We start from the raw sequence: 25798 nt of genomic DNA on the forward strand, positions 1-25798 counted from the left end.
ACAACCTTACTTCTCCAACATTTTTTCTTCTATTTGCATGATTTCTGTAAGGATTTGTATAAGCTCCGTTCTTTTTCTAACCCCAAACTTACGATATATCTTACTGACATAGTCACGTACTGTTTTTTCTTTTAGCTTTAGATACTCTGCGATCTCTATGTTTTTTTTATTCTTATAAACCAAAAAGGCAATTTCGTTGTCTCTGCGTGACAAAGAAAAATGCTTTCCAAGCTTATGATTAAAAAGTTGCTTTTCAAAAAAATCCTCCGTCCGGATATTGACTAGTAATGTTCTTACAAGTTCTCCTGATACGACATGTTGATCTTCGCACACATTACTAATTGACTGAACGAGACAATGTGGTGTTACATTATTAAGTATAAAGGACACCACACCTATTTTTAATCCATAAAAAATAGCATCCTTTCTACTCGAGGATAATACAAACATTAGCTTCATTTCTGGGAAGGAGTTCTTTATTGTTTCAGCTAAGTACAGCCTCTCCTCGGCATAGTGAACTAAAATAAGGTCGGGTTGATCATCTGAGATTATATCCTTTATCTCGCTCTCGTTTTCTACAATTCCTATCAGGTTAATATCAGCTTCTCTCGACACCCTGCTGTACAATTTGTGAGTAGAAATACTTGGTGGACCGATGATTAATAGTTTGACCATATAGACACCTTCTAACGTTGATAAATTACTTAATAAGTTTATCCTTAAATACTGTACAAGTTCTATACATGAAGTAAGTGTGCTAAATAAAATGGAAGTGAAGGTCCCTCTCCTCCTACGGAGAATTAGCAATGCGTGGAAAATAGAATTTCTATTTAGCTTAGTAATTTTTACATTTAATTATTACCCTTTACCAACTCCTCACTTGAAACAGATTATAAAAAGCAAACCCTTATTACACATAGGGTTTGCTCTTAAGGTTTTTCTACCTGTCTATTTCTTTTAGGCTAGAGATATTTACTTCTTTTAGTGCTTGGGTAGCGAGCTGGTCTGCCTCCCGATTTTTCTTCCGAGAAACGAGTTCAAATTCTACCTCTAAGCCTAGTTTTGCTAGTATGTCCTCGATACGGTTCGCCCAATTAGCTAGCTCTTTCTCATAGACAGGCCAGTCCTCGCTAAGTTGATTTATAACGACCTGGGAATCCCCAATAATGGTTATAGGCATATGGTGCACACCTAGTTCCTCCACTTCCTTTACACCCAAGTGAAGGGCAGCGTATTCCGCCTCATTATTTGATTCAAGCTCTTCTACAAGTGCATTCCTTCGAAGACGATAAGCTTTTTCATTTTGTTCATAATAAATGGCACATCCGAGGCCTGATTTTCTCGTTTTTAAGTCATAGCCACCGTCAAAGTATATTTTCACATCATGTGGCTCTGTTTTTATCTCTTCCAACTGCTTGCGTAATTCTTTTAAATTCCAGCTATATTCGTGTGTATCAATGAATTGTATATTATTAGCTCTTCCTGTTCTTTCCATGTCTTCTGCTAATAACAATGCTTTTGCCGCACGCATTTCATCTGAGTATAGAACAGTATCTGCACCCTTTGGTGTACGGTAAGTAAATGAAATAATTCCTTTCACCTGCTGACCTCCATTCTCCATATCGCACTTCTTCTCTAGCCTTCCTATATTCCCTAAATTTATGAACGTTAGGCTTTGAGTATCACGAATTATTTCTTTCCCAAAATTATAATATGAGGATAGCACATAACAGACTTTTTCTCCTAGCACTTCCTTATACTTGTTACCATTGCAAATCCCCTGAAAGTTAATTATGTAATAAAAGCCCTATCATGCTTCAGCACAATAGGGCTTAAAAGTGATTATTCTTCAGTCATCCAGCCCGGTTTCCCAAAGCCTTGAAATTCCTCATCAATAATTTGTTCAAATTCATCTGATTCGATAACTTCTTTAATATCTTTGGCAAACTGCGCATCAAGATCATCTGTATTAACTGCAACAACATTCCGGTAATTATCTGGCATTTCTTCCAGAGCCAGCGCATCCAGCAGATCCATGTCGGCAGCAAGGGCAAAGTTTCCTGGAACTGCAGCAGCATCCTCACTATCCACTAAACGTGGCAGCTGTCCTGCTTCCACTTCAACGAATTCAAGATTCTTTGGATTATCCACAATGTCCTTAATAGAAGCCTTTAATGGGTCTACTTCTTCGCTTATAGTGATTAACCCCTGATCTTGCAACATTAATAATGTTCTAGAAAGATTAGTAGGATCATTTGCAATAGCAATAGTACTTCCCTCAGCAATTTCATCCGTAGTTGTAAAAGTATTTGAATATAAACCCATTGGTGCTGTAGGAACAGCAATCACAGAGGATAGATCCATTTCGTTTTCTTCTGCAAAGGCTTCTAAATAGATCGTATGCTGAAACAAGTTCGCATCAATGTCTCCTCTTGATAAAGCATTGTTTGGCTGTACATAATCAGTAAACTCTTGGTTCTCTACTTCATAGCCCTTTTCTTCTAATAATGGCGCAAGAGCTTTTGTTACCATATCACTGTACGGCCCTACAGTAGCCCCAAATTTAATGGACTTTGATTCACCCTCATTATCCCCTGCTCCAGAGTCATCGTTCCCACACGCTGCAAGTAAAAGAATACATAATAATGCCGTAATTGATATAAGTGTCTTTTTCATAGTTGTTCCTCCAACTTGTTTTTATTTTTTATTTACAGTCTTGGCAATAAAATCACCAAGATATTGAATAAGCTGTACCAACACAATTAATACAATAACTGTTGTAATCATTACCGTGTCGTCATACCGGTAATAGCCATAGCGAATGGCTAAATCACCAATCCCGCCACCACCAATGGTTCCAGCCATGGCAGAATATCCTATCAAACTAATTGCGGTGATCGTCAACCCACTGATAAGTCCAGGCTTTGTTTCAGGGAGAATAATATCCTTGATAATTAACCATGGAGATGCCCCTACGGCAATAGCAGCTTCGATTACCCCTTTATCAATTTCTCTTGCAGCAGATTCTACAATCCGGGCGTAAAAAGGAATGGCCGCAACGGATAGAGAAACAGAAGCTGCAAGTGGACCAGTAATACGTCCGACGATGAGGTCTGTAACAGGGAATAGAAAGACAAGCAAAATAATAAATGGTACAGAACGAACTAAATTCACAATGATACCAATTATTCTTTTTGCGATCCGGCTTTCCCAGAATAGTCCTTTGTCTGTTACATAAAGCAAAATACCGATAGGGAGTCCAAGAATCAAGGCGACGAGTAAGCCTATACCCACCATTAGCAATGTTTCAAAGAAAGCCGTGTTCAACTCAGGAAGGATCTCTATTATTCTATCGAGCATGCTGGATCACCTCCACTTGCTTTAACCGCTCTTCTAAATATTGCTTAGCAGAAGCTACCTCTTCCGTTTCTCCTAGCAATTCCATAATAAAAATGCCTAAAGGCGTCTCTTTTATGTACTCCACCTTGCCGTGAAGGATATTGCCACTGACCTGAAACTTTTGCAGCATATCTGACACTACGGCGTCACTCGCTAAGTTACCGCGAAACTGCAATTGGAGAATGGTACCTTTGCAGGCTTCAAGCAACTTTGCTGGTAAATCAAAGTTCAAAATGGTATCAATGAACTGCTTTGTCAGTTCCTCCTGTGGATTTGCAAAGATGTTATAAGATGGTCCTTGCTCAATAATTCTTCCATCCTGCATAACAGCACATGTATCACAAATCTCCTTCACCACTTCCATTTCATGGGTTATTAAGACAATGGTGATTCCAAGCTCTTGGTTAATTTTCTTTAATAACTGCAAAATGGATTTTGTTGTGCTCGGATCCAATGCTGAGGTTGCTTCATCGCATAGTAGGACATTAGGATTGTTCGCAAGCGCTCGCGCAATACTAACACGCTGTTTCTGTCCACCACTTAGTTGTGCAGGGTAATGATTTATTTTATCTGTTAAGCCAACTAGTTCAAGAAGCTCCTCTACCCGCTTCTTCCTTTGTGATGGAGCTACTCCAGCCGCTTTTAAGGCAAACGCAATATTATCGAATACGGTTTTAGCTGAGGCTAGATAGAAGCCTTGAAAGATCATGCCGATCGACTGTCGTGCTTCTCGTAACTTCTTTGGGGAAAGCTCTAATAAATTTACACCGTCCACCATTATTTTTCCTGAAGTTGGCCGTTCTAGTATATTCATACAGCGAATTAGGCTACTTTTTCCTGCACCACTATATCCTACAATGCCGTATATTTCTCCCTTAGGTACTTCCAGTGAAACATTATCCACACCAACGACTTGGCCGGACTTTGTTTCATAGATCTTGCTTACTTTTTCTACCTTAATCATAACGTTCACTCCAATTCCGCCAGTAAATCCAATCCATCAAAAAACCCCCTTTCATCATGAAAGAGGGTGTCGATTACAAGTATCTCACACTTATCTTTCAGAATGAATCATTCTGAAGGAAGTAGCACCACTCCAAATGGAAGGTTGCTGTGACATCTACGGGCCTTTCCCTCCGTCACTCTAGATAAGAAATATTCATATTGTTAGCATAATGATTATCATAGTCTTCGAACTCCACTTTGTCAATAGCTAGTTTAAAATATTCCTAGCTTTCCAATTCGAGCTGCAGCTTCGGCAAGTCGCTCTTCATCAGCTAGCAAACCAGCTCGTACAAATCCCTCTCCCGCTTCACCAAAGCCATTACCTGGTGCTACAACAACGTGTGCTTTTTCCAAAAGGAGGTCAGCAAATTCCTCTGATGTATATCCTTCTGGGACAGGAAGCCATGCAAAGAATGTACCGCGGGGCGCTTGAACGTTCCACCCAATTTCCTGCAATTTTTCTACAAACACATTTCGTCTACTCTCATAGGTAGCTACCAATTCATCTACAGCCGTTTGATCACCAAGTAAAGCCTTCTCTGCTGCTTGTTGCACAGCGCCAAACAAGCTAACGTATAAGTGATCTTGAATCAGGTTGAGGCTTTTTATCACGGAAGTGTTTCCAACAGCAAAACCAACACGCCAACCAGCCATATTATACGTTTTAGACAAGGTATACATTTCTACCCCAATATCCTTTGCTCCAGCAGATTGCATAAAACTTTGCGGTTTCTTTCCATCAAAGCCAATAGCCCCATATGCAAAGTCATGTACTACACAGATTTCATTCTGTTTTGCCACTTCAATTGTTTCATCAAAAAATTCCTTGTTTGCAACACCGGCAGTCGGATTGTTTGGATAGTTTAAAAATAGTAACTTTGCTGCTTCAAGGTCAGCTTGATTTAGTTGTTGATAATTTGGTAAAAAATTATTTTTTTCTAACAATGGCATAAAAACTGAATTTGCATTGGCCATGGCAATTCCGGACATGTAATCTGGATAGCCAGGGTCAGGTAGTAATGCTGTATCTCCTGCATTTAACAAGCATTGGCTAATTTCAACCAGTCCTGTTTTTGCACCAAATAGAATCGCTACCTCTGATTCTGGATCAATATCGACATCGTATTCCCGCTTGTAAAAGGTTGCCACCGCTTCTTTAAGAAAAGCATGGCCTGTAAACGGGGAATATTTATGATAGACAGGGTTATCCGCTGCTGTCTTTAATTCTTCTACTATATGGTTTGGCGTTGGCAAATCAGGATTCCCCTGGCCAAGATTAATCACATCATGCCCCTCACTGCTTAATGCTTGTACTTTTTTTACCAATTTGGCAAAAAACTGCTCTGGCAGGCGTTTCAACGTATCTGATACTGGAAAGCTTTGCACGGTTTTCTCACCTCTAATAATTCTAAAATTCTAATTATCTATGTTAGCCAATTCTGCATCGTTTGTAAAGCTGTACTTACCAAAGGATCAGGTTAATTGACAGGAAAATAAGGCGATGGGATAATAAGCACCAATAACAACGAGCACTTAAATTAGGATCAGGCTGTTAGCTTACCCTTGCTTTTATGAAGGAGTTGATTTTATGATACTGTCTGTTGCCTTGTTGCAGATAGACATTACGTTTGGAGACCCGGTAGCAAATGAAGAAAAGGTAGAAAGAAAGTTTGCAAGTTTAAAAGAAAAGAAAGTAGATGTGGTCGTTTTACCCGAGCTTTGGACAACTGGCTATGATCTTACCCGTTTAGAAGAGATTGCCGACTCTAACGGAGAACGTTCCCTCTCTTTCCTTTCTAGACTTGCCCAGAAATATGACGTGCATCTTGTAGCAGGGTCTGTTGCCAAGCGCACAGAACGAGGCGTAACCAATTCCATGTTCGTTATCAATTCAAATGGTGAACTTGTAAAGGAATATGCAAAAGCTCATCTATTTAGATTGATGGATGAGGAAAAGCATTTGGTTGAAGGTAGTGAGAACGGTATTTTCGAATTGGCCGGAATAAAATCTGCTGGTGTTATTTGCTATGATATTCGTTTTCCAGAATGGATCCGAACACATATGCTTGATAATACGAAGGTGTTATATGTGGTTGCGGAGTGGCCTGCAAAACGAATAGACCATTGGAAAGCCCTGCTTATCAGTAGAGCTATTGAGAATCAATGCTATGTTGTAGCCTGCAACCGAGTTGGTGCTGATCCTAACAATCAATTTGGTGGTCAATCAATGATTATTGGGCCTTGGGGAGAAATCCTGGAAGAAGCTGACGATGAAGAAACCATCCTATACAGTGAATTGGATGTAGAGCAGGTAGATGATGTTCGACAGCGTATTCCGATTTTTTCTGATCGTCGCCCGGATATCTACAGATATTAAGAGAAGAACGCCTTTCATGTTAGAAAGGCGTTCTTTTTTCGTACTAAAACCAAAAAAATTACAGTTAACAAAGATGCATAACCAAGTATGTAGATAAAAGTGGAAAACAGCTGACCATTCGCTGTTACGGTATCCTGGGAAAGCACGTCTATTATTGCAAAGGAAGGAGGAAAAACCCATGTAACAAAAGAAAATCCACTTGGAAGACTGTCTACCACGCCACCCTTAACAAGTGAAATTACTAAAATCAACACAAGTAATAGCCAAGTACTAAGTTTCCTTCTGCTCCATATTTTTGTGAAATATAGCGAAACGGCGACGCCCAAGAAAGAAATAAGGAAATGTGCAGTAATTGCTATCAAAACGTCCCACAATGTAACAGAACGATGGAAAGCACCAATCAAAATTGGATATAGAACAGCCAACATGATAAGAAAGCTTATCATAATAAGAACACCAATTACCTTGCTAAGAAACACAGTATTAAAACTTCTAGCATGTACAGCTGTTATATGAAACTGGGTTGCATCCTCTCTATTCACCAAGGTTATCGTTAACCAGGCGGCGACAAAATATAGAACTGCGCATGAAACAGCATAGCTACTGAAAATGGGATTGGGAACATATGTATATGCTACAAATGTCCACAAGCAAAATAAACTGACGGGCGGTACATATAAGTAGGACCTTAAATAGTCTTTTAACATATAGGAAACGAGTGCTTTCAAAATCTCACCTGGCTTTCTGTTTGTCCACCTATATCCGGCTTTTCTTTGATAGAAATTTAATCTTTCCACCCTGGTTAATAATTGTTAAAAGTAGTTTATCACTGTTGTTAGCTTCTACATTTACCTCATAGCCTCCATCTTGGAGTCTACGTAGAGTTTGCATATCTACTGTCTTATTAATTAGAGGAGAAATTTCATCAAGGTTTCCCGAAAACTGAACCGTACGATACGATTTTTCTGTTTTCATCTCCCCTTCTTTCACCTCTTTATTTTCGATAAGAAGAATACGATCCGCCAAATTTTCTTTTAATAAGCCCTCATGGCAAGTGAAAATAATTGTAGTCTTTTTTTCCTTCAATTGTTTCAGATACTGTAATAAATTTTCCTGCGAATGAGGATCCAGTCCAGAAAGTGGCTCATCGAGTAAAAGGATAGACGGCTCCCTAAGCAAACTTTGCATAAGATTTATTTTTTGTTTGTTGCCTTTAGAAAGTTTATAAATGTAATCTTGATGGAAATTGAAATTAAATTGCTTAAAAAGAAGTGTGACGCGATTTTCAAGCTCTTCCCTATTCATTCCCTCTATTCTCCCCATATGTGTTAAGTATTCCTTGGCAGTGAAATGGAGTGATTTTGGGGGGATTTCCGGGGCATAACCATATTTTTTAATATCCCTTCTCACCTGGCCCTTAGTTGGAGAAACAACGCCTGCTAAAAGCTTTAAGAGCAGGCTTTTTCCTGTCCCGTTCTCTCCAATAACAGCAACACATTCCTTTTCCTTTAAACTTATGGAAACATTATTTAAAATAACCTGATCACCTATTTTAACGTCTACATCTTTTAATTCAATCATCCGCATTCTATTCTCCTATGTATGTTGCCATGCTTCCTAAACGATCATTTATTTTCTAGTTTCTCTAAACGTTTCTCCAGTCTACTAATTCTCTCCTCATTTTGCTTTGCTGGTTCTTTCATTCTGAATACCGCACTTCTAAAAATAGCGATAATAGCGATAAGAAAGACAATGAATCCCGCTACAAACATAAAGATAATTTCCATGGGATACCCTCCTCATCTATATATTTCTTGTTTTCACCATAAAATCCTGCCTAGAAAGGAAAAATGCCCCAATAATTGGGACATTTTAATCTACATTACTTCTTTAATTCCTTTTTTAACAAGTATCCAGTTGGCTGGATAGCTTGTAAGAAAACCGAGTATCATGGCAATTTGCATCATAAACCAATATACAGCAGTATCAGGTTTTGGTGGGACCGCAAAAAGAACAAAATGAACGATTGCCATCCAGCCAAACATGCCGATTTCGAATGCAATAAGTGCAGCGGAATCTGCTTTTATCGCTGACTTAAGCGCACCTTTTTTACCAAGATCTTTGTTCATTGGATAGATCGCATAATATTGGAATATAATTCCGACTAAATATGCTAGGATAAATTCAACCAAATAATGTGCAAACAAAGTGGAACCTACTATCGTGAAACCAGTTAGTGCCACAAACGGCACACCTGCTGCATCCCCTACTGTGCATCCCCCAGCACAATGACTTGTTGACACAAAGACCTTTGCAGGCGTTTTCCGTCGATCTTCACGCTCTGAGTCTTTTGCATTTAGACGTCCCCACTTAAAGTAAGCCCAAATTGCGAATGGTCCAAAAAACCATCCGTTTATCGGCCACACCAAGTTCATTACTTTCATGTGCTGAGGATGCCTGATAACATCCACTATAATAATGGCGGAACTTATTATTCCAATGGATAATGCGACCCAAGATATAGTAGTTAACATCATTTTCACCCCATAGTATAGTTTCTACCCAAGTTTGTAATCTTTCTAAACAATGGATGAACAAACTTTACTCTCCCACCATAATTTATAGGGAACTAACCTATTCTATGAGGTGAGCATATGGAACATTTACCAGCTGTAGACGTTGGACTCATGTCAGATCATTTAATGGCACATGAGGGAATGCTACAAAAATTACGAACGTATCAGGAAATAACCACAAGCCATGATCTTAAAAGAATTCTTGCCCTACAATACAATGTGATGTCTGATCACGTGCGCGTTATGCTTAAATTAATTGATCCTAATCATACTTCTTATGTAGAACTTGCTCCAATCAATATGACCTTGCTCGAACAAAATTCCATTGGGCATTTCGGAATTAGTCAGGCTGACCACTGGATTGCCAGGGAGGCACATACGTCAGCTAAAGACATGGCCAATACGAATTTCACTTCTGCCTTAATGATGCAAAACCAAAACGTGCGAAATGTTCACGTAGAAATGGCCTTACAGCAATTGAAAATGATGGAGCTTTATGAACAATTTATTCATCGAATAGGAGGCCCCTTCATTCCGCGTGTATCCAATGAAGAACAACTTCGTACGTATAACTATTTTCAAGCTTTGTTCTCTAATTAAGTATAGCGGTGTGAGGATTACAACAAATAATGAGTCTCATGGGAAACGATCTAGTTGCCATCATCTTTGTCTATCGTTAAACTACAAGTAACAAAGACCACACCAGGAGGAATCGCCATGCGACTTTGGCACGAAAATTTAATTCCCCACCTGCCTAGGCAACAACTGCTTGGACAGCATCGCGAATGCTGTGCTCTTAGAGGTAATGGTTGGGGAAAGCCACATTCTACAGTAAATTATGTATTCGATTATTCACCATATCGTCTGTTTATCTACCATCAATTAATTATGAGGGAGATGCAAAAACGAGGATATCGGGTCGATCCTTTATGGGAAGATCCTTTTTATAGAGGAAAGATTTCTGAAGCACATAATGAAAATAGCCTTTACGCAAATGAGCATGTAGACGAACTAGAAAGACCACTCTATCCTGAGCATTCCCCTGTCTACTTAAAAGAATGTCTTGATAACCTGAGCGAAAAAGGCATTGAATTGCCAAGAATACAAGAATAAATGAAACCCGCCAGTAAGGCTGGCAGGCTTCTTTTTTTATGTGAAATATTCTATTTTGGCATCAGGGAAGTAGTGGTTGATATAGCCACCAAGCGTATCTTTGATGTCTTCTTGTTCTTCATTTTGATAGACGTATTTACCAATTCCGTATCTTCCCCATTTCCACTTTCGTTTTGATTCATCAAGCTCAAGCTTTGTCATCGGGTAATTTTCCTGAATTACTCGCTTGGCCGGCTTGGTAAAGCGATGCTGAATTAATTCAAAAGTTAAATCCTTCGTTGCTTTTGCTGGCAAGGCCGCTTCCAGCCTTTCAAACATCTCTTTATAGCCTTCTTTCCAACCCTCATGCAAATAAATTGGAGCAACGATAAAACCGAGTGGGTATCCAGCTTCAGCAATCTTTACTGCCGCTTCAATACGTTCTTTCAATCGGGACGTCCCCGGCTCAAAATATTTAATAATGTAATCATCGTTTACACTAAAACGGAAACGCGTTCTACCTTTATGCTCTGCATCCAGTAAATGATCAACATGCGCAAATTTCGTAACAAAACGGAGCTTGCCATGCTCAGACTTCCCGAAGTATTCAATTGCCCTTTTCAATGTGTGGGTCAGATGATCTATTCCAACGATATCAGAGGTACAGGATGCTTCAAACCGGGTGAATTCGGGGGCCCTTTCCTGCATATATTCCTCTGCGGCATCAAAGATCTCGTCTACATTTACATACGATCGGATATATGGCTTGCTTCCCATCGTTGTTTGCAAATAACAATAATGGCAATGGCCCATACAGCCTGTCGCGAAGGGAATTGCATACTCTGCAGATGGCTTTGATGTATCAAATTTAAGTGTTTTGCGGATACCGAGCACAAGCGTTGATTTTGCTGTCCGGTATTTTTGAAAATGATTCTCTCCAGGTAAATTACGAATTTGGTTATGGGATGTTGTTTCCCTTATCTCTATATCCATCTTTTCAAACTTTCCAATTAACTCCTTGGCAAGCGGATATTCCATAGCTCGTGGCTCTACGTATACAAGTTGCGGCACAAAAGGCTTAACCATAATAATCCTCTGTTTCCGGTAGTCCAAAAGCAATCTGATATGCTTCCTCTGCTTCTTCAGCACTTTTGTATACCGCAAACTCCTCTGTTAATGGAAAATAAGTCTCGTGTATAAATAGTGCAAGTTCACCGTTTTGATCTGGATTCTCAACTACAGCAGCCTGTTGCACATGTGCCACGTCTTGGGCATGGGGATTGCGGATAATAATATAAACAACCTCTCCAGGTTGATAGGATTCATTTATATGCATTTTTTCACCATTCTTCCTTTTTACTATTCAGTATCCGCACTTTCTGTAAAATTATGAGAGTTAGCCTTTTCTAACTAGTAAAATGAGAAAGTTATACATTGGTGCGTAGCATAGTAGAAGATGATTGTTTATATGGAGGAGACCTGACTACAGGCAATGGACTTAGTAAATTTAATTAGTCATAACCATTTCCAAGGAGCTATGGTAAAATAAAGTAGAAATATTGTGAAATTAACGTTCCTAAGGCGGGGTTAGTAAAAAATTAATTATAAATTTATGTAGGAGTATGTAGGAGGGTATTTATGAAAAAGGGTTTAATCTTATTTATCGTAATTGGATTTATATTAGTGGGATGTAAGAGTGAAACGAACAACGGAATATCTACTGAATCGAATAAAAGTAATGCTGAAAGTGCTCAAGGAATAAATCCTTTGGATAGCTCTATTACCGGAGAATTTGAATTGTATAATGGGAAAACTTTAAAAGTTGCAGTGATTGGAACTTCTCCTCAGATCAGAGAAGAACAGGTGGTATTTAATGAAATATCTTTTGAGGAATTGACAAAAGGTGAAATGGTGAACTACGATGCCGTCTTTGTTATGAAAGAAAGACTTATCCAAGCCTCCAACAGTCAGTATGCAGATATTTACCTGAATTCTGATATCCCGGTCTTTTTTATATCTGCTAATAGCCATCTTCCTTTTACATTAAAAGATACAGAGTATAGCCAGTCTTGGGAATGGACCCCTGGTAACATGTTTGCTACTGGTGTGATGAAGGACTTTGATAATGGCTCATTAAGAGAATTGGGGTTTGGTTTGTATAATGACGAAAAGACAAATGAACACATAAAAGCAACGTATTCTTTAGTATTCAAGAAAATAGAAGAAATCAGTCTTTAAAGTTTTATAACACATTGTACCAACAGGGGACCACCCTCAATCCATAGCAAGAGGCTGGGACAAAATTATATTATTGCCGTTTAAACACGAATAATACTTTTTAGCGTCGCTAGGCAGAACACTTCGCTTTCCACGGGCACGGCCTCGGGCCAACAGGATGTTGGTCACGAAGGCGTTGCCACAGGACGTGGCGCTCTTAGCCTTTGTTCCTCTCCCAAAACTGTGGGGTCTTCGGACTCGCGCTATTCCCGTTGGACAAGAAAGGCTACGTTAGCAACACATCGCACGCAGAAAATGTTATAGCATTTTCATGGAGTCTCCGCATTCTGCCTACGCTAAAACAAGAAAACCCGAACTAGGCAAACCTTTATACAAGGAGTTGCATGATAGTTCGGGTTTTCAATTGTTTAGAGAACTTTTGTCCCCACCTTTGCCTTATCCAAGGGCAACATCAAGTATCATCATGATGGTGAATCCAATCATTAAACTCATCACTGCAAGATCTTTATTTCCTTCTTCCTGCGAACCAGGAATTACCTCTTCTGCTACAACAAAAATCATCGCTCCTGCTGCAAAGCTTAATGCATAAGGAAGAAGCGGCTGTATAAAGGTAACAGCCATCGCCCCGATAATCCCGGCAATTGGCTCAACCATCCCGGAAAACTGACCGTACATAAAGCTCTTACGGCGTGACATGCCCTCTCTTCGTAGTGGCATGGAGACAGCTAGCCCTTCAGGAAAGTTCTGTATCCCAATACCTAACGCAAGAACAATTGCTCCTGTTATAGAAGCAGATGGAAATTCTGCAGCCACAGCCCCGAAGGCAACCCCAACCGCTAGTCCCTCTGGAATATTGTGCAAGGTTATCGCCAAAACAAGTAACGTACTACGCTTTTTCTTTTTGGGCTGATATCCCTCGGCCTCACTCATTGGGGAGGTGGGATGTAAATGTGGCAAAATTTTATCAATTCCCCATAGAAAAATGCCGCCGAGCATAAATCCAACTGCTGCGGGTACCCAAGTAATCGAGCCATTTTCTTCTGCCAAGTCAAGCGCCGGGGAAAGTAAAGACCAGAAACTAGCCGCAATCATAACCCCACCCGCGAATCCGAGCATACTGTCCATTAATTTTTGATTAAAATTTTTAGTTGTAAATACGAGTGCAGCCCCAAGTGCGGTCATAGCCCAAGTAAATAATGTCGCAATCCCTGCTTGGGCAACTGGGTGCAATGATAGGAAGTAGTCTAGCATAATTAGTGCTCCTTTCTCTGCTGCAATGCCTTGTTTAAATGTCAGTCTATGTTGCTAATTTAATACTATTCCTATCTGACGGGATTTGTAAACAATATCGTACTAAGAGGATGATCTCGAGTAAATAATTTGGGAAGGTAATAGGTGCTATATAAAAATAAGACTTTATAAAAACGTAAAGGAGCAGCATAGTAGCTGCTCCTTACCATGTTAAGCATTTCCTCCTGCCTCTAACACAGCATATAGCGGATAATGATCACTCGGGAATTGGTCTCCATTTCTTGTATTGACGATCTCTATAAAACGAGCTGTGACCTCTCCTTTTGCCAGTATCCCATCAATTCGGAATTCCTTCCCTCCACCTGTAGGATCGTGAAAATTGTTGAACGTTCCCAGTGTGTCATTTTTCCGTTCCTCCGCGGTTTCCCATAGGTTTAGATAGCCACTCTCCTTTAGAATTTGGAAAGGAGTACTTTCATGATTCGCATTAAAGTCCCCTGTTAATACTGTAGGCAATCCTTCACTCAAACCAGATCTTTCCCCCAGTAACGCTGCAGCCTTCTCTCGTGCTATGGAAGCTATATGATCAAAATGCGTATTTAGGATATAGAGTTCCTCTCCATTATCTAGACTACGGAATTTTCCCCATGACACAATTCGCGGACAGGAACTCCCCCACCCTTTGGATCCAGGCTCCTCCGGGTCCTCTGATAACCAGTATGTAGCTGTATCGATTGCTTCAAAAGTAGCTTTTCGGAAAAAAATCGCAGATCGTTCTCCTTTCTCACCGCCATCTCTTCCCTCCCCGATCCACTGATAGTCGGACAGATTTGCTTCTAGATCGCTCATTTGCTGTGGTACTGCTTCTTGGATTCCTATAAAATCTGGATTTTTATCCTTGATTACCTTAATTACTTCTGGTAGTCTTTCCGCCCATGTATGTGGCGTTCCATCCTCACTTGTCAGGCACCTAATATTGTAGCTCATTATACCGATTTGCATGTAGCTTCCCCCTTAGCTATAATACTATCAGTATAGAATTACCCTTCTCGTTTCACAACCAGAAACTGAAACTGTTAATCAATCCAGGCTCCCGTCAAATGATCAAGCGGCAAATACTCCTCATTAATTTTCACAAACCTATTTAAGACATCAACACCCAGTAGCTTGCCTTTTACTTTCTGGTAGTCATGGTCTCTGAAATATTCCAACTCAATAGTCAAATCGTTCGCCAATGCCAGTTGAAGCTGTAAATTAATCTCTTCCATCTGGTACTCGGAAAGCATCGGTTTTTCTTTAAACTCCTCCTCTGCCCACATCTTTTTTAGTAATTCTATATGCTCTGGCAGCATCATCGCTGTCCATTTTATCGTACCTCTGTCATTGACACTCATTGTTATGCCCCCACTTTCTTGATTAGTCCAGCGGAAAGGATGTTTTCGCGTTTAAACGTGCGTACGCTTTTTCGATAATAACAATATGCAAGAACTAGTGTATCATCCATTTTTAGCACACGAATAAAACGTTGCGTAATCTGTTGATTTCCATCCATATAGAACACTACAATCTTTTGTTTTGTTTCCATCGAACGCTTGAATACTCCATTCATTGAGAACATCCTTTCCGGAACACTTGTTCAGAACATCTGTTCTTATTTTACCACATTAGCAAAAAAATATGCATGAAAATTTCTGGAAAAAGATTTGAAGAGAAAATTCCGCGTTTGTCACGACTTCAATTTATGAGGCATAAACTGGGAGGAAAAAACGAAGACGGGGAGTTGTTATCGCATGACAGTCTCATACATGGATTACACAAGTGAGAATGACACATATTTTGCCGATTTGAATAAAAATCGACTATTTACAAGGAACAGACAGAATTACATTAACCGATTAGGAAGAGATGTGCTGAATACTTTAGGAAATGTTTCGCTACTAGATATTTACTTAAGTGATAAGCGAGTTGTAGAACCACACTATCACCAGAACGCCGCCGAACTCGTTTATTGTATTTCCGGTGAAGCACGTGTATCCTTTATTAACCCATTTAATAATGAGGTCAGCAACATTACCATAAGACCTGGACAAGTGGCGAACATCCCTCAAGGATGGTGGCACTGGGAGGAAGCAACAACAGACCAAACACATTTGTTGGCCATATTTGACGCCCCGTATCCTGAGTATATTTTTGGATCTGACATTCTGACAAAGACACCAGTTGAAGTACTGGCACATACGTATTGCCTGAATGCTGATCAGTTACGCAAAACACTTTCTCCACTTAACAATGAAACCATTATTATTGGTCCAACCGATGAATGTGTGCAAAACCAAGTAAAACAACAATATGCCAGTCAACAATCTGTAAAACAGACCTATTCTAGAAGCGACAATTCCTCCACTTACTATGGCGGGTATTATCCACAGGGGCAAAATCATTTCTAATGCCTAGACAGTTTCGAACTTTGCCAACGCTTGGCGTGGTGCAGCAAAACGGTACCAATGTAACATGAGAATAAAAATCAACACCAAATCAATCGCATCCCCACCATAATACATTAATATTCCTCCTGCCTCTGCCTCGTGAGTGGGGACTCCAATTGGAGGATGTGCGTATATATATTTAGACAGAATCGCATGTGCTCCTAAAGCAAACACGAGGACAATGCTACGATATAAATAAGAAAAGCGATGAGGTGTCGGGTCGATATAAATCATCGCTACTGTAAATAAATATCCAGCTGCAAATACATGAAAATGAATAAGCAAATAAACGAGAAGATTATGGTGCATGAAGTGATATAAATTTGTTGTGTAGAGCAGCCATAGTCCTCCTATATTTAATATGGAAGCAATAATCGGATTGCTAAGCACCGATACAGGGAAACTTTTTAAGAAATTGGCAATGAAACGCGCCTGCCTGACAGGAAGCGCTCGAAGCACTAAAGTCACTGGTGCAGAGAGTACCAATAAAAGTGGCGCAAGCATTCCGAGTAGGAGATGGCCCAGCATATGTGCAGTAAAATTTGTGTGGGCCCATTCTACTAAAGGCCCTATGACTGCACAGGTGGCTACAATTACTCCTAAAGTCCAGAGAATATATCTGGACATTGGCCATGGTTGTAAATGGCTTTTTCGGTTGGAAAGAAAGCCTGCTAGACAATAAACAGCAATCCCAGCAATAGATAGAGCTAGGACGATAATAGTCCACCCCCCTTGTATTCCATTATGCACCCGAACTCGACTCCTTCCTCTTATGCATTCTTTTTCTTGTTTGGAAAAGAATGATCAGTCCAGCCAAAATCATGAGGATTGCAACACCGTTCCAAACTATGTCATAAACCCAGACATTATCAACATAACGAATTTGATGCAGTCCCATTACCTTATGTTGAATCAATCCATCATATAATTGAAAAGCACCTGCTCCCAGGAGCAACCCGCCCCACCAACGCTTTAGCCAAAGAGCCCGTCTGCGCCGCAGATCCGCAAACATAAAAAGACCACCAATGGTAGCGAACCAACTGAATGCGTGGAAAAGCCCATCGGAAATAAGACCAATATCTGTCGTAGACTTATCATAAAAATGGTGCCATCGTAGTAACTGATGAAATACTGTTTCATCAATAAAAGCAGCAATTCCTAAGCCAAATAATATACCAGATAACAAATTCCGACCGGCATACTTTATTATCATCTTCGCATGATCTTCCGTATCCATAATACCACCTCGATTTTAAGCTTTTTACTTGTATACCCCTGTAGTACCCCGTTCATTCAAGCAAATATAAAAAATCCGAACCACCGAAGATACTGTCATAAGTTCGGTGGTTCGGATTAAGCTTTAATCGAAATAGTAAAGCTAATTCAAAAGTAGATTAATTCCCCCAAGTGCCGCCAAAATGAGCACAAGGATAGTAAAAACTTTTTGCGGAATAATTGGTAGTACCTTAATACCAACAAATGCCCCTAGAATAATAGCAGGGACTAACCATGCATTAAACGAAATTGATTCTACTGTAATGAGCTCCAAATGGACATAGAACGGTACCTTAATGAGGTTAACAAACAGAAAGAACCACGCTCCCGTTCCAACAAACTCCTTCTTAGGTAGCCCCTTCACTAATAAGTAAATTGTCATGATTGCTCCAGCAGCATTTCCTACCATAGTGGTAAAACCGCCCAGAATCCCCATCAGCAACGTGAAACCCAGTGAGTTAGGTAATAAAGTATTAAACTTCGTACCAAATCGCTCTCGCACAAAATTCAGGGTGATCATGACAAGCACAATAATCCCAATCAACGGCTTCAATTGTGCATCGTTTACATGTTCAAGTACAAAGTAACCCGCAACAATCCCAATTAACACCCACGGAATTAACCCTTTTAAATGGTTCCATTTTACATTTCTACGATAATAAATAATTGCAAAAAAATCCCCCACTAAGAGCATCGGCAACAGAATACCGACAGAATCTCTTGCAGGGAAGACAAACATAAGTAATGTGACAACCAATATAACTAAATTAGGCAATCCAGACTTTGAAAAACCAATACAAAGCGCACAAAAGATTACCAAAATCCATTCCAATAACGTTAGTTCAAACATCGTGCTGCCTCCTGCTTTTAAAAACTATTACTTTAGGATCGTTTAATAGTGCTTACTATGTAATTAGAAGTGCAACTAACACTAGGTAATACTTGCCTTCACCTTTTATCGTAACACAATTAAGTTATTTAAAAACTCTTACACTACTGAACAAGCCTTTTTAAAATCGCGATATTTTCTTCAAGAAATAAAGCATTCTTTTCAATTCCACGTCGTTTACACCAACCGATACTATTAAAAGCATCTGTGAACTGATAAAAAGGCAGGACTGCTTCTAATTCAATTAACGGCCTCACACTGTTGTAGCCATCTTGATAGGCTTTATATAACGCAACATCGAAGCGCAAAAAATCACGATGCAACTTGGTGAAATCAACTTCTGTTGAACCAAAACGTACACTTTCAAAATCAATAACGCCAGCATCATTATTCTCAGCCACAATGATGTTTGCTGGGCGAAAATCCATATGTATAAAACTTGGGCCGTCTGGTTTAGGAAGCTGTCGTTTCATTTTTTCAAACTTCTTAATAGCTATATTGTATAAACGCTCCTCAAGTACTTTTTCTACATCTTCTGCAAAACTATAAAACTTTTCTTCTATAAAAGTAGACCAGTTCACAAATTCATTTTCAATTCCCTTTAAACCATCAGGCGGCTGAATTTCATGAACGGAGGCATGAAGTTCCCCAACGCGATAGGCTGCTGCTTTAGTTACATTGGGTGTTAATGGGTTGCCTTGTAATTCAGATAATAAAAGGGCTCCTGGGCAATCCTCATCACCAGACCAATAATCTAACAATTCCGGGACAGAGACCTTGCCCATTAAAATAATATAAGCCTCTAACTCTCTTTGGTACTTTAATCTTGTAAAAGGTATTTTTAAATAAACAGTTTCGCCATTATGTAAAATACATTTATAAACCGTGGAGCTATGCGAATCATCTACTTCAAGAAATGATTGAACCTGTAGCCCGAATTTATCCAAAATGCGATTTAACAATTAAACCTGCTCCTTTCCTAACAAAATGGAGTCATATAAAACGCCAGATATACGAACCTCATGAAGAGGAGAACTGTCTAAGCATTCTTGATCGAATATACTAACGTATCCCCTTCAGAAAGCCTTACTGTTTTCTCATACCTCAGCCCTGCCTTTTTAGCAACGAAAATGGATGCGAGGTTATTCGGATTAATCAAGCTAATTAACTTGCTTAACCCTTTTTCCTCTAATCCATATTCTCGTAATGCAATAGCCGCCTCTTTAGCTAGTCCTCTCCCCCAATAATCTGGAAGTAACCAATACCCAATTTCTATTTCTCCCTTTCCTTCAATTGTTTGTCTTACCAGACCGGCATGGCCTATCAGCTTATCTTCTGCTTTTAGTTTAACAGCCTGCAATCCAAACCCATACTCATACTCCGAAACCCAGTGTCCCAAACTATCTTTAGCTTCTGCAAATGTTTTCGTTTTTCCTTTTCCAATGTAACGCACGATATTCGGATTAGCCCATAATCCTGCATAGAAATCTAAATCTTCTTCCGTGTACGGTCTTAGAAGTAGTCTATCCGTTTCAATCATTCTCAAAAACACCTCCTTTTCTATTATTCTATCATGTTATCTGATTTCTCCGACGAATTCCACCAATGATTAGAACAAGAAAAATAAGAGCAAGTAGAAATATAGATTTGGGAAAAGATAAGATGTCCAATAACTGGGTCACTCTTTCCTCCTTCATTATCATATCTCCCGCAGTCCACGCCAGTAATGCTGTCCCTCCGTATACGATACTTGGGTATTGTTCCATAGCTTTCATAATTAGACCACTGGCCATAAGAATAATTGGAATGCTAATCATTATACCAATCATGATTAGCAAAAACTGGCCATTGGAAATGGCTACAATAGCCAGGACGTTGTCCAGACTCATTAAAATGTCCGCAAAAATAATAATTGTGATCGCTTCTTGCAAGGAGCTGCCAAACTTTATTTGATGGTCATCTGGCTTGTCCACCAATAATTTATAAGCTACGAACAAAAGAAGCAAACCTCCAACCAAGTGTATCCACGGTAGTTTCAAAAAATAGAGCACAAGAAAGACGAATAGAATGCGAAATGCTATTGCCCCAAACGTTCCCCAGATAACAGCCTTTCGCTTCATGTGATCTGGTAATTTTCTACTTGCCATCGCGATGACGACAGCATTATCTCCACTTAGGATGATATTGACAAGCAGTATCTTTAGTAACGGCTCTATGATTTCCATAACGAGTCTCCCCCAATCTATTTCCTATGGATAGCCTATGATTCTAGAAAAGAAGACAGACCAGACAAAGAGCATTATCTCTTCTCTGACACGCCCTCCGTGTTTGCAGGTATCGTTCCTAGGGAAAATACAATGTAACGACGGAAAGGGGATTGAGTCTAAATGCAAAACCAATATACTGAACTATTTATTAATGGAAACTGGACGACAGGGTCTTCTGGCAAAAAAGTTGAAAATTATAATCCATACAATGGTGAACCCTTAGGAACCATTCAATCAGCAAATCCTGAAGATCTAAATCAAGCATATGAAGCTGCTGCTGCCTACCAGCCAAAATGGGAGGCAATGGAGCCGGCTAAAAAGCAGGAATATTTACTTCACTTAATCGAAACAATAAAAGACAATAAAGCACATATTGTGGATTGGCTTATCAAAGAAGCAGGAAGCAGCAAAGTAAAAGCAGAAGTTGAGATACAGTCAGCTATCCAAATTATCCGTGAATCAGCTTCCTTCCCAACAAGAATGCAAGGCACAACTGGAACCTCTAATACAGAAGGAAAAGAAAATTACACATTCCGCTCAGCCAAAGGCGTCATTGGGGTAATTGGTCCGTGGAATTTCCCATTCCATCTGGCAATGCGTACGATTGCCCCAGCTCTAGCGACAGGGAATACGGTAGTAGTAAAACCAGCTTCCGACACACCCGTAACATCTGGTTTGTTAATTGCTGATTTACTACAGGAAGCAGGCTTTCCAGATGGCGTCATTCATGTAGTAGCTGGACGTGGTTCTGAGATCGGAGATGAATTTGTCGAGCATCCAGTCCCTAAACTCATCTCATTCACAGGGTCGACAGAGGTAGGAAAGCATATCGCTCAACTTGCAAGTAAACATTTAAAAGAGACCTCTCTTGAACTTGGCGGAAATAATGTAATGCTCGTACTGAAGGATGCAGATATTGAGAAAGCAGCCGAAGCGGCCGTTTTCGGTTCTTTCCTTCACCAAGGACAGATTTGTCTATCACTGAATCGCATTATCATAGACGATAGTGTTTACGATGACTTTGTCTCAGCATTCACGCAAGCTGCCAAAAGACTTAAGGCAGGAGATCCTGCAGAAGACGATGTGTTAATCGGTCCGATTATTAACCAGGGACAGATAGAGCATATACAGGAGCTTGTAGAAAGTACAATCGATCAAGGTGCCAAGCTCCACACAGAATTTAAGACAGAGGGAAATGTTATAAAACCAGTTATTTTATCAGAAGTTACTAACGATATGCCAGCAGCGAAAGAAGAAGTGTTTGGACCTGTGGCTTCCCTTCTTCGTGCATCAGATGAAGAAACGGCAATTAAAATTGCCAATGATTCTCCTTTTGGGTTAAGTGGGTCTATCTTTACAAAAGATCGCTATCGAGGCATGCAAGTTGCCAAACGTATTGAAACTGGCATGGTTCATATTAATGATATGTCCGTTAATGACGAAGCACATATGCCATTTGGTGGTGCAAAGCAATCAGGCATCGGGCGCTTTAATGGCGAATGGGTTATGGATGAATTCACAACCACGCAATGGATTAGTGTACAGGCAGAAAATCGAGAGTATCCATTTTAATAAGATATTATAGAACAAAAATCCCAAGATACATGAGTTGTATCTTGGGATTTTATTTGATTAAACAGTAAGCACCTGTATAGTACTACCTATTATCATTTACATACTGACGCATATGATCTTTTATGCCAGCTAAGTAAATTGATGAAGGATCATCTTCCTTCTCTAGTTCTAGAGTAGAGCCATCGGTTGGAAGTGTGTTATTAAATCGTTCCTCATATTCGGCAACATCAATCTCTTTTCTTGAATCAAGTATTTCTTTATGCCTAGTAGGTTGCAGAGCACCTTTAAAGCCTGGCTGCAAAATACCTGAAAAGAATTCGCCTACAGCACCAGAACCGTAGCTGAATAACCCGATTCTTGCCCCTTCTTCCAAATCCTCTTTTGTTTCCAATAGAGATAGCAGGCTAAGGTAAAGCGAGCCGGTATAAATATTACCAATACGCTTATTATACGTTTTGCTTGCTTCATTATTTTCTAACAACCTGTTTTGTGTAACTTCATCAGTCTCAGGTAAAAGTGGCTTTAATGCTTTTTGCCCCATCTTGGTATATGGTAGATGGAAGCAAATTGCTTCGAAATCAGAGAAGGAAGCGTCTGTTTTTACTTTATATTGCTCCCAAACCTTCGCAAAAAATTCAATGTATTGTTCATTTGATAGTTTACCATCAACGATTGCTTTATCTGTATAAGTAGGGCGCCAAAAATCCATCACATCACTCGTATGGTAAGCACTTTTCTCCTCAAGCGCAAGTATTTTCGGGTCAGCACTGATTAACATGGCAACCGCTCCTGCACCTTGTGTAGCTTCCCCACCAGTACGAAGTCCATATCGAGCAATGTCCGATGCAAGTACTAATACTTTGCTTTCTGGATTTAACGCAATATGCCCTTTAGCCATCTGGATCGCTGCGGTAGCTGCATAACAGGCTTGTTTCATTTCAATACTACGTGCATCAGGATTTATCCCAAGCAGATCATGCACATAAACAGCTGATGCTTTTGAGCTGTCGATACCTGTTTCTGTACCGAAAATGACAAAGTCAATCTTTTGTTTATCCGCTTCATCTAAAATATTTAAGGCAGCATTGGCTGCAAGTGTTACCGTATCCTGTGTCATTGGAGCAAACGCCATTTCTTCTTGTCCAATGCCTATCGTGAATTTAGCAGGTTCCACGTCTCTTGCAATTGCTAGTTTATTCATATCTACATATAAGTGTGGTGCGTAAAAACCAATTTTATCAATACCTATTTTCAATGTCCTGCTCCTTTACTACTAAATTTCTACTATTTTACAAGTGATGTATTTCACAAAAATAAAGTCCTTCAAGTTTAATGCAATATAAGATTAATAATATACTTTTTTCTATTCAAAAACAATTCATGTGTACAGAGTATTCATTTAACGTTTCATCAACGCCTTAATCGGAGTTGTTTGAAAAACCTTTATCAAACAAATTATGTTTCCTAGTTCGCATCTGAATACTGAGTATGAGACCAATCGCTGCCATGTTAGTTAACAATGCACTACCTCCATAGCTTATAAATGGCAAGGCAAGCCCTGTTATTGGCATTAATCCGATTGTCATTCCAATGTTTTGAAATACTTGAAAAGCTATTAAGGCTATAATTCCTATTCCTATGTATGCTCCAAAAAGGTTCTTTGCATTTAAAGTAGCTAGTACAATTCGATAAATAAGAAAGAAATAGAGAAATACTAAAATACAAGCACCAATGAAGCCGAATTCTTCACCAATCACCGCAAAAATAAAGTCTGTATGTGCCTCAGGAACCTTTCCGCTTTGAATTTGCACTCCTTGATTAAAACCATTTCCAGTTAACTGCCCTGATCCTATCCCCATTCTTGCTTGTTTCAGCTGATATCCAGAGTTGGAAGGAAAATGTTCAGGGTCTAACCAACCATAAATTCTAGATAGCTGATGGGGTTTAAAGATTTGCATCAATAATTCTGGTGCAACAAAGTAGAGACATACAATTACAGAAACTAGCGCGATTACTCCAAGAAGAATAAGCAGAACCATCTTGCTCGAAATCACCGATATAAACACCAAAGTAGCGGCAGTCATTCCTACCATGAGGGCAGAACCCAAATCTGGCTGTACTAACACCAAAACGAATGGAACAAGGGTAACAATGCCAATTTTTATTATAATCGGTATACTCTTTTTAAATGAAAGCCTTTTGTTACCAACCTTATTTAAAAGGGTCGCAAGGTATAAAACAAGAGAAAACTTCAAAAACTCAGAAGGCTGTAATTCAAATAAACCAAAGTTAATCCACCGTTGTGAACCGTTTTTAATCACACCAAAAAAATGTACATAAATAAGTAATAGAACACTAAATAGATATAAATATAAACTCCATCGCTTTATTAGATCATAGTCCAATAACGCAAAAGCAGCTAGAACAGCAAAGCCCAATATATACCAAAATATTTGTCGTTTCAAAAAATAAAAAGAGTCAGCCGACTCATATTGTCCAGAACCACTATAAACTGCTATCAAACTAAATAGGAAGAAACAAAATATAATAAATAGTAATGTATAATCGATTACATGTTTTTTCGAGTTCATAAACGTCAAACCCTATCCTTGTTTAGCCAGCATGCTTACCGTTAATTGAACTGCAATAGCATCATCTATATATCCAATAGGAAAGAGATAGTCAGGAATTAAATCCAATGTTAAAACAAAGTATAGTAGAGCTCCGCCCATTATGAGTTGATGCTTTATTGTTACATTCCCAGAAGTAAACTGCTCATACATCTCTTCTAATTGCCGTATAAACGGTCCAGCAGCACCAATACGCTTTATCTTACTTTTAAATTTCTCCTTTATCGTTTCCTGCCCCTCTTCTGTCATTGCGTGTTGTCGGTGATTTTTTAACTGTTTCTCCAAACGATCAATTGAAAATTCATGGTGGTCCATATCGGAAGTTTCTATAACCTTTATTAGCTGTTGGATATGCTTTTCTACTTTTTCCTCATTATTATTCGAAATAGAATGATCAGCATAACCAGCAACCTTTAAAAGCTCCTCTATTGGTATATCTAAGGCTTCAGAAAAAGTCCTTAAATGATGAATGTTAGCTTTCCTCTTGCCATTAATAATTCTAGAAATGCTAGAAGTTTCTATATTGGTCATTTCACTAAATTTACGCATGGTGAGACCGTTTATCTGTAATTGTTTTTTTAAAAATCCACCAAATTCTGTAGTCATTTTTTATGTCCACCTACCTATTCTGTCTTGAATACCTCATCTATATCGCAATTTACAGTATCATTGACAATTTGTCAATCTATTAAACAAGCATCTAATCACATATTAATTTAACAAGGAATTAGCATTTTG

General features: G+C 39.3%; 31 protein-coding genes and 1 riboswitch. Of the genes, 6 read left to right on the forward strand and 25 right to left on the reverse strand.

Annotation, left to right across the window (positions count from 1 at the left end; all coding sequences use genetic code 11):
- Nucleotides 1-6 precede the first annotated feature (6 nt).
- The 6 genes from ACTWPF_RS12260 to ACTWPF_RS12285 form a co-directional block, all read right to left on the reverse strand.
- Nucleotides 7-675, reverse strand: coding sequence for a LuxR C-terminal-related transcriptional regulator (locus ACTWPF_RS12260; protein ID WP_106896431.1), 669 nt, complete (start codon nucleotides 673-675; stop codon nucleotides 7-9).
- 265 nt (nucleotides 676-940) lie between these two features.
- Entirely contained in the window at nucleotides 941-1600 is a 660-nt protein-coding gene (locus ACTWPF_RS12265; protein WP_443149275.1) for a reverse transcriptase-like protein, read from the reverse strand.
- 242 nt (nucleotides 1601-1842) lie between these two features.
- Nucleotides 1843-2676: a MetQ/NlpA family ABC transporter substrate-binding protein gene (locus ACTWPF_RS12270; protein ID WP_443149276.1), complete on the reverse strand. Its 834-nt coding sequence runs from the start codon at nucleotides 2674-2676 to the stop codon at nucleotides 1843-1845.
- Nucleotides 2677-2697: 21 nt separating this feature from the next.
- Nucleotides 2698-3360: a methionine ABC transporter permease gene (locus tag ACTWPF_RS12275; RefSeq protein ID WP_443149277.1), complete on the reverse strand. Its 663-nt coding sequence runs from the start codon at nucleotides 3358-3360 to the stop codon at nucleotides 2698-2700.
- On the reverse strand, nucleotides 3350-4363 hold the full coding sequence (locus ACTWPF_RS12280) for a methionine ABC transporter ATP-binding protein (RefSeq protein ID WP_106896429.1): 1014 nt from the start codon (nucleotides 4361-4363) through the stop codon (nucleotides 3350-3352). The genes ACTWPF_RS12275 and ACTWPF_RS12280 overlap by 11 nt, the downstream gene beginning before the upstream one ends.
- 87 nt (nucleotides 4364-4450) lie before the next feature.
- Nucleotides 4451-4554: riboswitch (SAM riboswitch) on the reverse strand.
- A gap of 63 nt (nucleotides 4555-4617) precedes the next feature.
- Nucleotides 4618-5790, reverse strand: coding sequence for a pyridoxal phosphate-dependent aminotransferase (locus ACTWPF_RS12285; RefSeq protein WP_443149278.1), 1173 nt, complete (start codon nucleotides 5788-5790; stop codon nucleotides 4618-4620).
- Between the two features lie 202 nt (nucleotides 5791-5992).
- On the opposite strand from ACTWPF_RS12285, the gene ACTWPF_RS12290 reads away from it, so the two are divergent.
- Nucleotides 5993-6781, forward strand: a complete 789-nt coding sequence (locus ACTWPF_RS12290) for a carbon-nitrogen family hydrolase (RefSeq protein ID WP_443149279.1) — start codon at nucleotides 5993-5995, stop codon at nucleotides 6779-6781.
- A gap of 14 nt (nucleotides 6782-6795) precedes the next feature.
- Here ACTWPF_RS12290 and ACTWPF_RS12295 read toward each other — a convergent pair whose 3' ends face one another.
- The 4 genes from ACTWPF_RS12295 to ACTWPF_RS12310 form a co-directional block, all read right to left on the reverse strand.
- On the reverse strand, nucleotides 6796-7509 hold the full coding sequence (locus ACTWPF_RS12295; protein WP_443149280.1) for a hypothetical protein: 714 nt from the start codon (nucleotides 7507-7509) through the stop codon (nucleotides 6796-6798).
- Between the two features lie 28 nt (nucleotides 7510-7537).
- Nucleotides 7538-8362, reverse strand: coding sequence for an ATP-binding cassette domain-containing protein (locus ACTWPF_RS12300; RefSeq protein WP_443149281.1), 825 nt, complete (start codon nucleotides 8360-8362; stop codon nucleotides 7538-7540).
- Nucleotides 8363-8406: 44 nt separating this feature from the next.
- Nucleotides 8407-8568 carry a hypothetical protein gene (locus ACTWPF_RS12305; protein WP_443149282.1) on the reverse strand — a complete coding sequence of 54 codons (162 nt, stop codon included), beginning with the start codon at nucleotides 8566-8568 and terminating at the stop codon, nucleotides 8407-8409.
- A gap of 90 nt (nucleotides 8569-8658) precedes the next feature.
- Nucleotides 8659-9315 (reverse strand): DUF4396 domain-containing protein, encoded by a 657-nt coding sequence (locus tag ACTWPF_RS12310; protein ID WP_443149283.1) that lies wholly within the window; start codon nucleotides 9313-9315, stop codon nucleotides 8659-8661.
- 120 nt (nucleotides 9316-9435) lie between these two features.
- Between ACTWPF_RS12310 and ACTWPF_RS12315 the strand changes: the two genes are divergently transcribed.
- A complete protein-coding gene (locus ACTWPF_RS12315) occupies nucleotides 9436-9957 on the forward strand; it encodes a hypothetical protein (protein WP_443149284.1) in 522 nt (173 codons plus the stop codon).
- A gap of 117 nt (nucleotides 9958-10074) precedes the next feature.
- The gene (locus ACTWPF_RS12320) at nucleotides 10075-10470 is read left to right on the forward strand and encodes a TIGR02328 family protein (protein ID WP_058950374.1); all 396 of its coding nucleotides are present in this window, start codon (nucleotides 10075-10077) and stop codon (nucleotides 10468-10470) included.
- A 36-nt stretch (nucleotides 10471-10506) separates the two neighbouring features.
- Here ACTWPF_RS12320 and splB read toward each other — a convergent pair whose 3' ends face one another.
- Both splB and ACTWPF_RS12330 read right to left on the reverse strand, forming a co-directional pair.
- The gene (gene splB / locus ACTWPF_RS12325) at nucleotides 10507-11535 is read right to left on the reverse strand and encodes a spore photoproduct lyase (RefSeq protein ID WP_036573652.1); all 1029 of its coding nucleotides are present in this window, start codon (nucleotides 11533-11535) and stop codon (nucleotides 10507-10509) included.
- Nucleotides 11528-11785 carry a transcriptional regulator SplA domain-containing protein gene (locus ACTWPF_RS12330; protein ID WP_106896419.1) on the reverse strand — a complete coding sequence of 86 codons (258 nt, stop codon included), beginning with the start codon at nucleotides 11783-11785 and terminating at the stop codon, nucleotides 11528-11530. The genes splB and ACTWPF_RS12330 overlap by 8 nt, the downstream gene beginning before the upstream one ends.
- Nucleotides 11786-12087: 302 nt before the next feature.
- Here ACTWPF_RS12330 and ACTWPF_RS12335 point away from each other — a divergent pair, with 302 nt between their 5' ends.
- Complete coding sequence (locus ACTWPF_RS12335) at nucleotides 12088-12687, forward strand: hypothetical protein (RefSeq protein WP_443149285.1); 600 nt, start codon at nucleotides 12088-12090, stop codon at nucleotides 12685-12687.
- Nucleotides 12688-13122: 435 nt separating this feature from the next.
- Here the strand turns inward: ACTWPF_RS12335 and ACTWPF_RS12340 are convergent, their stop codons facing one another.
- The 4 genes from ACTWPF_RS12340 to ACTWPF_RS12355 form a co-directional block, all read right to left on the reverse strand.
- On the reverse strand, nucleotides 13123-13938 hold the full coding sequence (locus tag ACTWPF_RS12340) for a ZIP family metal transporter (RefSeq protein WP_058950375.1): 816 nt from the start codon (nucleotides 13936-13938) through the stop codon (nucleotides 13123-13125).
- Nucleotides 13939-14148: 210 nt separating this feature from the next.
- Entirely contained in the window at nucleotides 14149-14940 is a 792-nt protein-coding gene (locus tag ACTWPF_RS12345; protein WP_161464921.1) for an endonuclease/exonuclease/phosphatase family protein, read from the reverse strand.
- Between the two features lie 74 nt (nucleotides 14941-15014).
- Nucleotides 15015-15332, reverse strand: coding sequence for a YolD-like family protein (locus tag ACTWPF_RS12350; protein ID WP_238021383.1), 318 nt, complete (start codon nucleotides 15330-15332; stop codon nucleotides 15015-15017).
- Nucleotides 15333-15334: 2 nt separating this feature from the next.
- A complete protein-coding gene (locus ACTWPF_RS12355; RefSeq protein ID WP_238021376.1) occupies nucleotides 15335-15547 on the reverse strand; it encodes a hypothetical protein in 213 nt (70 codons plus the stop codon).
- 181 nt (nucleotides 15548-15728) lie between these two features.
- On the opposite strand from ACTWPF_RS12355, the gene ACTWPF_RS12360 reads away from it, so the two are divergent.
- The gene (locus ACTWPF_RS12360) at nucleotides 15729-16385 is read left to right on the forward strand and encodes a cupin domain-containing protein (RefSeq protein ID WP_443149286.1); all 657 of its coding nucleotides are present in this window, start codon (nucleotides 15729-15731) and stop codon (nucleotides 16383-16385) included.
- A gap of 3 nt (nucleotides 16386-16388) precedes the next feature.
- Here the strand turns inward: ACTWPF_RS12360 and ACTWPF_RS12365 are convergent, their stop codons facing one another.
- The 6 genes from ACTWPF_RS12365 to ACTWPF_RS12390 form a co-directional block, all read right to left on the reverse strand.
- Nucleotides 16389-17174 carry a cytochrome c oxidase assembly protein gene (locus tag ACTWPF_RS12365; RefSeq protein WP_443149287.1) on the reverse strand — a complete coding sequence of 262 codons (786 nt, stop codon included), beginning with the start codon at nucleotides 17172-17174 and terminating at the stop codon, nucleotides 16389-16391.
- Complete coding sequence (locus ACTWPF_RS12370; RefSeq protein ID WP_106896412.1) at nucleotides 17167-17661, reverse strand: DUF2243 domain-containing protein; 495 nt, start codon at nucleotides 17659-17661, stop codon at nucleotides 17167-17169. Before ACTWPF_RS12370 ends, ACTWPF_RS12365 begins: the two co-directional genes overlap by 8 nt.
- A 141-nt stretch (nucleotides 17662-17802) precedes the next feature.
- Nucleotides 17803-18549, reverse strand: a complete 747-nt coding sequence (locus ACTWPF_RS12375) for a sulfite exporter TauE/SafE family protein (protein WP_036573665.1) — start codon at nucleotides 18547-18549, stop codon at nucleotides 17803-17805.
- Nucleotides 18550-18692: 143 nt separating this feature from the next.
- Nucleotides 18693-19550, reverse strand: a complete 858-nt coding sequence (locus tag ACTWPF_RS12380; protein WP_443149288.1) for a phosphotransferase family protein — start codon at nucleotides 19548-19550, stop codon at nucleotides 18693-18695.
- Nucleotides 19551-19627: 77 nt separating this feature from the next.
- A complete protein-coding gene (locus ACTWPF_RS12385) occupies nucleotides 19628-20128 on the reverse strand; it encodes a GNAT family N-acetyltransferase (protein ID WP_443149289.1) in 501 nt (166 codons plus the stop codon).
- A 31-nt stretch (nucleotides 20129-20159) separates the two neighbouring features.
- Nucleotides 20160-20813: a YjbE family putative metal transport protein gene (locus tag ACTWPF_RS12390; RefSeq protein WP_443149290.1), complete on the reverse strand. Its 654-nt coding sequence runs from the start codon at nucleotides 20811-20813 to the stop codon at nucleotides 20160-20162.
- A gap of 162 nt (nucleotides 20814-20975) precedes the next feature.
- Between ACTWPF_RS12390 and ACTWPF_RS12395 the strand changes: the two genes are divergently transcribed.
- The gene (locus ACTWPF_RS12395; protein WP_443149291.1) at nucleotides 20976-22427 is read left to right on the forward strand and encodes an aldehyde dehydrogenase family protein; all 1452 of its coding nucleotides are present in this window, start codon (nucleotides 20976-20978) and stop codon (nucleotides 22425-22427) included.
- Between the two features lie 85 nt (nucleotides 22428-22512).
- Here the strand turns inward: ACTWPF_RS12395 and ACTWPF_RS12400 are convergent, their stop codons facing one another.
- The 3 genes from ACTWPF_RS12400 to ACTWPF_RS12410 all read right to left on the reverse strand — a co-directional run bounded on the left by ACTWPF_RS12400 (nucleotide 22513) and on the right by ACTWPF_RS12410 (nucleotide 25666).
- Entirely contained in the window at nucleotides 22513-23685 is a 1173-nt protein-coding gene (locus tag ACTWPF_RS12400; protein ID WP_106896406.1) for a hydroxymethylglutaryl-CoA synthase, read from the reverse strand.
- Nucleotides 23686-23848: 163 nt separating this feature from the next.
- The gene (rodA, locus tag ACTWPF_RS12405) at nucleotides 23849-25021 is read right to left on the reverse strand and encodes a rod shape-determining protein RodA (RefSeq protein WP_443149292.1); all 1173 of its coding nucleotides are present in this window, start codon (nucleotides 25019-25021) and stop codon (nucleotides 23849-23851) included.
- A 12-nt stretch (nucleotides 25022-25033) separates the two neighbouring features.
- Nucleotides 25034-25666 carry a DUF1232 domain-containing protein gene (locus tag ACTWPF_RS12410; protein WP_443149293.1) on the reverse strand — a complete coding sequence of 211 codons (633 nt, stop codon included), beginning with the start codon at nucleotides 25664-25666 and terminating at the stop codon, nucleotides 25034-25036.
- Nucleotides 25667-25798: the final 132 nt, after the last annotated feature.

This window comes from Oceanobacillus sp. M65, from assembly GCF_052246275.1.
Lineage (GTDB): Bacteria > Bacillota > Bacilli > Bacillales > Amphibacillaceae > Oceanobacillus_B > Oceanobacillus_B jordanicus.

Excerpts from the sequence above, each read along its gene's own strand:
- ACTWPF_RS12370 (WP_106896412.1), bottom strand. The coding sequence starts at position 17,661 with ATGGATACGGAAGATCATGCGAAGATGATAATAAAGTATGCCGGTCGG.
- ACTWPF_RS12275 (WP_443149277.1), bottom strand. The coding sequence starts at position 3,360 with ATGCTCGATAGAATAATAGAGATCCTTCCTGAGTTGAACACGGCTTTC.
- ACTWPF_RS12395 (WP_443149291.1), top strand. The coding sequence starts at position 20,976 with ATGCAAAACCAATATACTGAACTATTTATTAATGGAAACTGGACGACA.
- ACTWPF_RS12330 (WP_106896419.1), bottom strand. The coding sequence starts at position 11,785 with ATGCATATAAATGAATCCTATCAACCTGGAGAGGTTGTTTATATTATT.
- ACTWPF_RS12385 (WP_443149289.1), bottom strand. The coding sequence starts at position 20,128 with ATGATTGAAACGGATAGACTACTTCTAAGACCGTACACGGAAGAAGAT.
- ACTWPF_RS12280 (WP_106896429.1), bottom strand. The coding sequence starts at position 4,363 with ATGATTAAGGTAGAAAAAGTAAGCAAGATCTATGAAACAAAGTCCGGC.
- ACTWPF_RS12335 (WP_443149285.1), top strand. The coding sequence starts at position 12,088 with ATGAAAAAGGGTTTAATCTTATTTATCGTAATTGGATTTATATTAGTG.
- ACTWPF_RS12375 (WP_036573665.1), bottom strand. The coding sequence starts at position 18,549 with ATGTTTGAACTAACGTTATTGGAATGGATTTTGGTAATCTTTTGTGCG.
- ACTWPF_RS12290 (WP_443149279.1), top strand. The coding sequence starts at position 5,993 with ATGATACTGTCTGTTGCCTTGTTGCAGATAGACATTACGTTTGGAGAC.
- ACTWPF_RS12390 (WP_443149290.1), bottom strand. The coding sequence starts at position 20,813 with ATGGAAATCATAGAGCCGTTACTAAAGATACTGCTTGTCAATATCATC.
- ACTWPF_RS12260 (WP_106896431.1), bottom strand. The coding sequence starts at position 675 with ATGGTCAAACTATTAATCATCGGTCCACCAAGTATTTCTACTCACAAA.
- ACTWPF_RS12320 (WP_058950374.1), top strand. The coding sequence starts at position 10,075 with ATGCGACTTTGGCACGAAAATTTAATTCCCCACCTGCCTAGGCAACAA.
- ACTWPF_RS12350 (WP_238021383.1), bottom strand. The coding sequence starts at position 15,332 with ATGAGTGTCAATGACAGAGGTACGATAAAATGGACAGCGATGATGCTG.
- ACTWPF_RS12340 (WP_058950375.1), bottom strand. The coding sequence starts at position 13,938 with ATGCTAGACTACTTCCTATCATTGCACCCAGTTGCCCAAGCAGGGATT.
- ACTWPF_RS12305 (WP_443149282.1), bottom strand. The coding sequence starts at position 8,568 with ATGGAAATTATCTTTATGTTTGTAGCGGGATTCATTGTCTTTCTTATC.
- ACTWPF_RS12310 (WP_443149283.1), bottom strand. The coding sequence starts at position 9,315 with ATGTTAACTACTATATCTTGGGTCGCATTATCCATTGGAATAATAAGT.
- ACTWPF_RS12355 (WP_238021376.1), bottom strand. The coding sequence starts at position 15,547 with ATGAATGGAGTATTCAAGCGTTCGATGGAAACAAAACAAAAGATTGTA.
- ACTWPF_RS12270 (WP_443149276.1), bottom strand. The coding sequence starts at position 2,676 with ATGAAAAAGACACTTATATCAATTACGGCATTATTATGTATTCTTTTA.
- ACTWPF_RS12300 (WP_443149281.1), bottom strand. The coding sequence starts at position 8,362 with ATGATTGAATTAAAAGATGTAGACGTTAAAATAGGTGATCAGGTTATT.
- ACTWPF_RS12315 (WP_443149284.1), top strand. The coding sequence starts at position 9,436 with ATGGAACATTTACCAGCTGTAGACGTTGGACTCATGTCAGATCATTTA.
- rodA (WP_443149292.1), bottom strand. The coding sequence starts at position 25,021 with ATGAACTCGAAAAAACATGTAATCGATTATACATTACTATTTATTATA.
- splB (WP_036573652.1), bottom strand. The coding sequence starts at position 11,535 with ATGGTTAAGCCTTTTGTGCCGCAACTTGTATACGTAGAGCCACGAGCT.
- ACTWPF_RS12360 (WP_443149286.1), top strand. The coding sequence starts at position 15,729 with ATGACAGTCTCATACATGGATTACACAAGTGAGAATGACACATATTTT.
- ACTWPF_RS12345 (WP_161464921.1), bottom strand. The coding sequence starts at position 14,940 with ATGCAAATCGGTATAATGAGCTACAATATTAGGTGCCTGACAAGTGAG.
- ACTWPF_RS12410 (WP_443149293.1), bottom strand. The coding sequence starts at position 25,666 with ATGACTACAGAATTTGGTGGATTTTTAAAAAAACAATTACAGATAAAC.